Annotated in this window: 7 protein-coding genes; 3 read left to right on the forward strand and 4 right to left on the reverse strand. The window is 72.3% G+C overall.

Annotation, left to right across the window (positions count from 1 at the left end):
* Nucleotides 1-191 precede the first annotated feature (191 nt).
* Entirely contained in the window at nt 192-1022 is an 831-nt protein-coding gene (locus GKQ77_RS25100; protein WP_219691206.1) for a methyltransferase domain-containing protein, read from the reverse strand.
* Between the two features lie 147 nt (nt 1023-1169).
* On the opposite strand from GKQ77_RS25100, the gene GKQ77_RS25105 reads away from it, so the two are divergent.
* Nucleotides 1170-2333, forward strand: coding sequence for a magnesium and cobalt transport protein CorA (locus tag GKQ77_RS25105; protein WP_219691207.1), 1164 nt, complete (start codon nt 1170-1172; stop codon nt 2331-2333).
* A gap of 25 nt (nt 2334-2358) precedes the next feature.
* Here the strand turns inward: GKQ77_RS25105 and GKQ77_RS25110 are convergent, their stop codons facing one another.
* The 3 genes from GKQ77_RS25110 to GKQ77_RS25120 form a co-directional block, all read right to left on the reverse strand.
* Entirely contained in the window at nt 2359-2778 is a 420-nt protein-coding gene (locus GKQ77_RS25110) for a CBS domain-containing protein (protein ID WP_219691208.1), read from the reverse strand.
* A 113-nt stretch (nt 2779-2891) separates the two neighbouring features.
* Entirely contained in the window at nt 2892-3308 is a 417-nt protein-coding gene (locus tag GKQ77_RS25115) for a PPOX class F420-dependent oxidoreductase (RefSeq protein ID WP_219691209.1), read from the reverse strand.
* A gap of 91 nt (nt 3309-3399) precedes the next feature.
* On the reverse strand, nt 3400-4032 hold the full coding sequence (locus GKQ77_RS25120) for a nucleoside/nucleotide kinase family protein (protein WP_219691210.1): 633 nt from the start codon (nt 4030-4032) through the stop codon (nt 3400-3402).
* A gap of 206 nt (nt 4033-4238) precedes the next feature.
* Between GKQ77_RS25120 and GKQ77_RS25125 the strand changes: the two genes are divergently transcribed.
* Entirely contained in the window at nt 4239-4718 is a 480-nt protein-coding gene (locus tag GKQ77_RS25125) for an anthrone oxygenase family protein (protein WP_219691211.1), read from the forward strand.
* Nucleotides 4719-4814: 96 nt separating this feature from the next.
* Nucleotides 4815-6305, forward strand: a complete 1491-nt coding sequence (locus GKQ77_RS25130; protein WP_219691212.1) for a glutamate synthase subunit beta — start codon at nt 4815-4817, stop codon at nt 6303-6305.
* Nucleotides 6306-6389: the final 84 nt, after the last annotated feature.

Below are 6389 nucleotides of genomic sequence, written 5' to 3' on the forward strand. Positions count from 1 at the left end.
CCTTAGCGGTGGGGGTCGCTTTGGCTCGGTGGTCTTTTGTGTGCGGGTTCTCTTGGGCTTGGCGCGCAGTTCCTCGCGCCCCTTCGGGGCCCGGACCCCCGTCCTCTGGGTGCGGGTCGTCTTGGGCTGAGCGCGCCGTTCCCCGCGCCCCTTCGGGGCCCGAGCCCTGGGGCTCGGGCCCGTTGGGGGGGTTACGGTTTTCTGCCCCAGGTGGAGATCAAGGGGGGCGTCGCCACGTCCATCGTGGGGGTGGCGACGTTGGACAGGTGGTGGTCGATCTCGTCGGCCGTGGTCAGGCCCTCGGTGATCAGGTCCTGGCGGAGCCCCTGAAGTGTCGTCGTCTCCAGTGCCGCGCACGCCGGTGACGCCAGCGGAAAGTACGCGTCGGACTCCACATTCCGCAGTCCCGCCTCGCGCAGCAGCCGCGGCAGCCGGCGGCCGTACGCGAGGTCGGCCCCGCGCCCCGCGAGCAGCGTGCGCACGGCGTGGCGCAGCCGGTTGGCCAGCTCCTGCGCGGGACCGTGCTCGTCGGGGCAGGCCAGCGGCTGGAGCGTCAGGTCGGCCTCCTCGATCAGGAGCCTGCCGCCGGGCCGCAGCGCCCTGAGCATGGACGTCACGGCCCGCTCCCGGTCCGCGACGTCGACGAGGACCAGCCGCGCGTGCACGAGGTCGAACGCCTCGACGGGCGGCGGATCGGCGGCGACGTCGTGCGTGCGTACGACGAGGGGCGAGCGCGCGGCCCTGGTCTGCCAGGACGTGTCGATGTCGGTCGCCAGGACCCGGCCCGTGGGGCCGACCCGCTTGGCGAGCCAGGAGATCACGGAGGTGCCGCCGGCCCCGACCTCCCAGCAGCGCCAGCCGGGGCCGATGCCGAGGCGTTCGATGTGCCCGAAGGTCGTCGGGTCGAAGAGGGCGGCATAGGCGGCGAAGTGCTGCTTCGACTCGGCCTGCCGCGCGTCGGAGAGCTGACGGGGGTCGGGGAGCTGCCGGGGATCCAGGAGGTGACCGTCGATTCGCGTCATGCCGCGATCATCCCATTTGCCCGGCTTGCTCCCGGGAGGCAGAACCGGTCATTCCGGAACGGAATACTCCGTTCCCACAGGCCCGAGCAGAGTCCGCGGCCGTCCTGGCAGACTGGCACGTCACGTCATCAGCGCGAGGAGCCCCACATGTCGATGGCAGGCAGCCTGCGAAAAGTCGGGAGCCTGGGCAAGGTCGGAAGCCTGGGCAAGGTCACGGGCCTGCGGAAGGTCGGCGGCCTGCGCAGAGTGGCACGCCTTGGCCGCCGCGGCGCGCGCGTCGACCTGAGCCACCCGGCCCGCTCCCCGCTGGGCTCGTCGGTGGTGAACTGCGTGATGTACCACAAGGGGGTGCGCCAGCCGCCCGGCCGCGATCTGGTCGAGTCGGTGGAGCGCGTCCGCAGGACCAGTGACGGCTTCGTCTGGCTGGGGCTGCACGAGCCGACGGAGCGAGAGTTCGCGAGCATCGCCGATCTGTTCGACCTGCACCCGCTCGCCGTGGAGGACGCGGTGCACGCGCACCAGCGCCCGAAGGTCGAGCGGTACGACCAGACGCTCTTCGCCGTCTTCAAGACCGTCTGCTATGTGGAGCACACCGAGCTGACCGCGACCAGCGAGGTGGTGGACACCGGCGAGATCATGGTCTTCGTCGGCCGCGACTTCGTCATCACGGTCCGGCACGGCAGACACGGCTCGCTCGGCCCGCTGCGCGAGGAGCTGGAGGCGGCGCCCGAGCAGCTGGCGAAGGGCCCGGCCACCGTGCTGCACGCGATCGCGGACCAGGTCGTGGACGACTACCTCGCGGCGACGGACGCGGTGCAGTCGGACATAGACCTGGTCGAGACGGCCGTCTTCGCCCCGGACGGCGAGCGGCTCGACCCCGGCCGCATCTACCAGCTCAAGCGCGAACTGCTGGAGCTGAAGCGGGCGGTGGTGCCGCTCGGCCGCCCGCTCCAGGTGCTCGCCACCCAGCCGATGCGAGTCATCCCCCCGGAGATACAGGCGTACTTCCGGGACGTCGACGACCACTTGAAGCGGGTCACCGAGCAGATCGCCGCGTTCGACGAGTTGCTGAACTCCATCCTCCAGGCGCACCTCGCCCAGGTGACCGTCGCGCAGAACGAGGACATGCGGAAGATCACCGCCTGGGCCGCGGTCATCGCCGTACCGACCATGGTCTGCGGCATGTACGGCATGAACTTCGACCACATGCCCGAACTGCGCTGGCGGTTCGGTTACCCACTGATCATGAGCCTGGTAGTGACGGTCTGTTTCACGCTGTACCGCGGGTTCCGCAAGAGCGGCTGGCTGTGAGGGCGAGGGCGGGCCGGGGCGCGCCCTAGTTCTTGGCGTAGACGCTCTCGACCCAGCCCGCGAGCTGGTCGTCGTTGAGGTGCGTGGCCAGGTCGGCCTCGCTGATCATGCCGACGAGCCGCTTGTTCTCGATCACCGGCAGGCGGCGGATCTGGTGGCCCTGCATCTCCCGCAGGACCTCGTCGACGTCGGCGCCCGAGTCGATCCAGCGCGGCGTGCCCTTGGCCATGTCACCCGCGGTGACCTTGGACGGGTCGTGCCCCATCGCCACGCAGTCGACCACGATGTCGCGGTCGGTGAGGATGCCGCAGAGCCGTTCGTTCTCGTCGGCGATGGGCAGCGCGCCCACGTCGAGCTGGCGCATCAGCTGGGCGGCGCGGTCCAGGGTCTCGTGCTTGGGGATCCACTGGGCGCCCCGGTGCATGATGTCTCCGGCGGTGGTCATCGGTACCTCCCGTTGCCGGGCAGTGTCCGGAGCGGCGCGAGCGCGCCGCTGGTCCCGGCGCCCCTCATTCTCGTGGCGCTCCCGGCGCCACGCATCCGGAGCGGGCCGACGCCTCAGGGGGCGAAGGTGATGATCTTGTGCGGGGTCACGCGGACGATGACCCGGACCTCGTCGTCCTTCTCCGCCGGGGGGTCGATGCCGAGGTATTTGTGCGAGAGCTCGTGCGGGAGCCGCTTGCCCTCGTCCGGCAGGATCTCCGCGACGCCCCGGATCTCGGCCGAGGAGTAGGGGTTGGCGAGGTCGTAGACCGAGATGCTGATGCGCGGGTCGCGTTCGAGGTTGCGGAGCTTCTGGCGTCCCGCGGTGGCGGAGAACAGGACGGCGTCACCGTCCCGTTTGATCCACACCACCGAGTTGTGCGGGGCGCCGGTCGGGCCAAGGGTGGCGACGCTGGCGAAGTTCTTGCCGTCGAGGAGCGTGCGGACGGATTCGCCTATGGCGACGGGGTTCGTGCTCTTGTTCGAGGTCATGGCCACACCCTATCTATATGCACGTGCATATAGATAGGCTTTCACGAAACTCCCCGGCGCCGGACGCAACCCTCCCCGGCCCGCCTCGCGTTCAGCCGCTCCACGCGGGATGACGCGGGTCGTCCGCCCGTACCACCACGTCGGCCACGGACGCGGGATCCGTCTCCGCCTCGTACCGCTCGAAGGCCGGCAGCGTCCACCGCTCCCCCTCCGGCGTACGCCGCCGCAGGGCACCCGGCGAGAGGCGCACGTGGACCGTCAGGTCGAACGGGAACCAGTGGCCGAGCAGCAGCGGCCCGTGCAGCAACAGCACGCCTCCGGGCGGGAGCGGGACGTAGGGGCTGCGAGTCGCCCGGTCGGCGGCCGGGTCCCAGAGGTCGGGCAGGACACGGCCCGTGCCGCCCGGGTCCAGCGGGCCGAGGACCTCGCGCCACAGCGCGCCGGTGTCGAACCACCCGCTGTAGTACGCCTCCACGTCCTGGTGCCCGTACTCCAGCCGCAGCGATGCGGGCCGCAAGAACCCTTCCGTGGCGACGACGAGCGGGGGGCGCCCGCGCAGCCGCAGCGCGTCACCGAGCCGCCGCGCCAGCTCGCCGGTACCGCTCGCGGGCGCGCCGTCCACGGCGACGCGGAGCCATGGGCCTCCACCGGCCGTCTTCAGGTCGAGCAGCCGCTCGGCGAGGGTGTCGGCCAGGCGTTCCCAGGTGATCGGTTCGAGTCGCACAGGCCCATGATGCCGCCGGGGTTCCCGGGAGACCGCCCCGCACCGGCACACCCACGCATCCGCCCCGCCGCCGCTGACGGGCAGGACCGCGGCGGCCCGCCCCACCGCAATTGACTTGTGGCGACACCCTCCGCCGTGCAGGATCACTCGCGTCCCGCCCAGCTCAGTAGTGACCGCCAACCGCCCCACTCACCGCGGGAGTTGCCATGATCGACGGACCGTACTTCGTCCTCACCCTGCTCGGGGCGCTCGCCTGCGGGCTCACCGCCGGGGCCTTCGCCGCGTTCTCCACCTTCGTGATGAGGGGCCTGGCCGCGCTGCCCCCGGCCCAGGGCATCGCCGCGATGAACTCGGTCAACGTCACCGCGGTCGGCCCGGCGTTCATGGCCGTGTTCCTGGGGGCGACAGGGCTCTGCGCGGTGCTCGCCGTCGTAACCTTCGTGCTCTGGCCCGACGAGGGCACCGTCGAACTGCTGCTCGGCTGCGCGCTGCATATCGTCGGCTCGTTCGGGGTGACCGTCGCCGCGAACGTCCCGCGCAACAACGCCCTCGCCAAGGTCGACCCGGAGAGCGCGGAGGGCGCCGCGTACTGGCGTACGTACGTACGGGAGTGGACCGCCTGGAACCACGTCCGCGGTACGGCGTCGCTCGGCGCGGCCGCGTGCTTCATCGTCGCCCTGACCTGAGCCGCAGGGCTGCCTCGCGGGGCCCGGCACCCCGTCCGCGCGCCACGGCCGGCGGACGGACGTATGGTGACAAAAACCCTGCGCGAGGGAGAGGCCATGGCCGACCCCAAGGGCTTCCTCACCACCGCACGCCAGGAATGGCCGCGCCGCCCCGTCGGGGAGCGGGTGAAGGACTGGGACGAGGTGTACGTCCCCGGAGCCCTGCTGCCCCTGATCGGGCCGCAGGCGGATCGTTGCATGGACTGCGGCGTCCCCTTCTGCCACCAGGCGTGTCCGCTCGGCAACCTCATCCCTGACTGGAACGACCTGGTCTCGCGCGCCGACTGGCACGCGGCGGCGGAGCGGCTGCACGCCACCAACAACTTCCCCGAGTTCACCGGCCGCCTCTGCCCCGCCCCCTGCGAGGCGGGCTGCGTCCTGGCGATCAACCAGCCCGCGGTGACGATCAAGAACGTGGAGGCCGCCATCGCCGACCGCCTCTGGACCGACGGCCTCGCCCCGCCGCGGGCGCCCGCCCGGCACTCCGGGCAGACGGTGGCCGTCGTCGGCTCGGGCCCGGCCGGACTCGCGGCGGCACAGCAGCTGACGCGCGCCGGACACACCGTCGCGGTGTACGAGCGCGACGACCGGGCGGGCGGCCTGCTCCGCTACGGCATCCCCGCGTTCAAGCTGGAGAAGCGCCATCTGGAGCGCAGGCTCGGGCAGCTGATCGCCGAGGGCGTGCGGTTCCGTACGTCGACGGAGGTCGGGCGCGATGTGGGCGCGGCGGAGCTGCGGTCCCGGCACGACGCGGTGGTACTGGCCGTCGGCGCGACCGCCTGGCGCGAACTCGAGGTGCCCGGAAGGGAGTTGGCGGGCGTGGAGCAGGCCATGGAGTATCTGCCGCTGGCCAATCGCGTGTGCGAGGGCGATCTGGAGGCCTCGCCGCTCTCCGCCGCGGGAAAGCACGTCGTGATCGTCGGCGGGGGTGACACCGGGGCCGACTGCCTGGGGACGGCGGTGCGCGAAGGGGCCGCGTCCGTGACGCAGTTGGACATCTACGCGCGCCCCGGCGAGGCCCGCGACGAGCAGGCGGAGCCCTGGCCGACGTATCCACGGCTCTACCGGCTCTCCGCCGCGCACGAGGAGGCGGGAGAGTTGCGCACCGCGCCTCTCGCGGACGCCGACGCGCGGCTCTTCGCGGCGTCCACGCTCCGCTTCGGCGGGGACGCGGCGGGGCGTGTCCGGACGGTGCGCCTCACCGAGGTCGACGCGGAGCGCCACCCCCTGCCGGGCACGGAACGGGAGCTTCCGGCCGATCTGGTACTGCTCGCCCTCGGCTTCCGTGGGCCCGAGCGCGCGCCGGGCGGGCTGCTCGACCAGCTCGGCGTGGACCTCGACGCGCGGGGCGCGCTCGCCCGTGACGCGCGCTTCGCGACGAACGTGCCGGGCGTCTTCGCGGCCGGGGACGCCGGGCGCGGGCAGTCCCTGGTGGTCTGGGCGATCGCGGAGGGCCGCGCGGTCGCCGCCGCGGTCGACCACTGGCTGACGGGCACGACGGCCCTGCCGGCCCCGGTCACCCCGTACGACCGCCCGCTGACGGCGTGAGCGGACGCCGCACGCCGAGCGTCCTCAGCGACCGCGCCCTAGGGCCTGTCTGACAATTCCCGGCGTCGCGAGGCAGGCGGGAAT

This window comes from Streptomyces anatolicus (genome assembly GCF_019400875.1).
Classification (GTDB): Bacteria; Actinomycetota; Actinomycetes; order Streptomycetales; family Streptomycetaceae; genus Streptomyces; species Streptomyces anatolicus.

Coding starts and splice junctions, on each gene's coding strand:
- GKQ77_RS25100 (WP_219691206.1), bottom strand. CDS start 1,022: ATGACGCGAATCGACGGTCACCTCCTGGATCCCCGGCAGCTCCCCGAC.
- GKQ77_RS25110 (WP_219691208.1), bottom strand. CDS start 2,778: ATGACCACCGCCGGAGACATCATGCACCGGGGCGCCCAGTGGATCCCC.
- GKQ77_RS25115 (WP_219691209.1), bottom strand. CDS start 3,308: ATGACCTCGAACAAGAGCACGAACCCCGTCGCCATAGGCGAATCCGTC.
- GKQ77_RS25125 (WP_219691211.1), top strand. CDS start 4,239: ATGATCGACGGACCGTACTTCGTCCTCACCCTGCTCGGGGCGCTCGCC.
- GKQ77_RS25105 (WP_219691207.1), top strand. CDS start 1,170: ATGTCGATGGCAGGCAGCCTGCGAAAAGTCGGGAGCCTGGGCAAGGTC.
- GKQ77_RS25130 (WP_219691212.1), top strand. CDS start 4,815: ATGGCCGACCCCAAGGGCTTCCTCACCACCGCACGCCAGGAATGGCCG.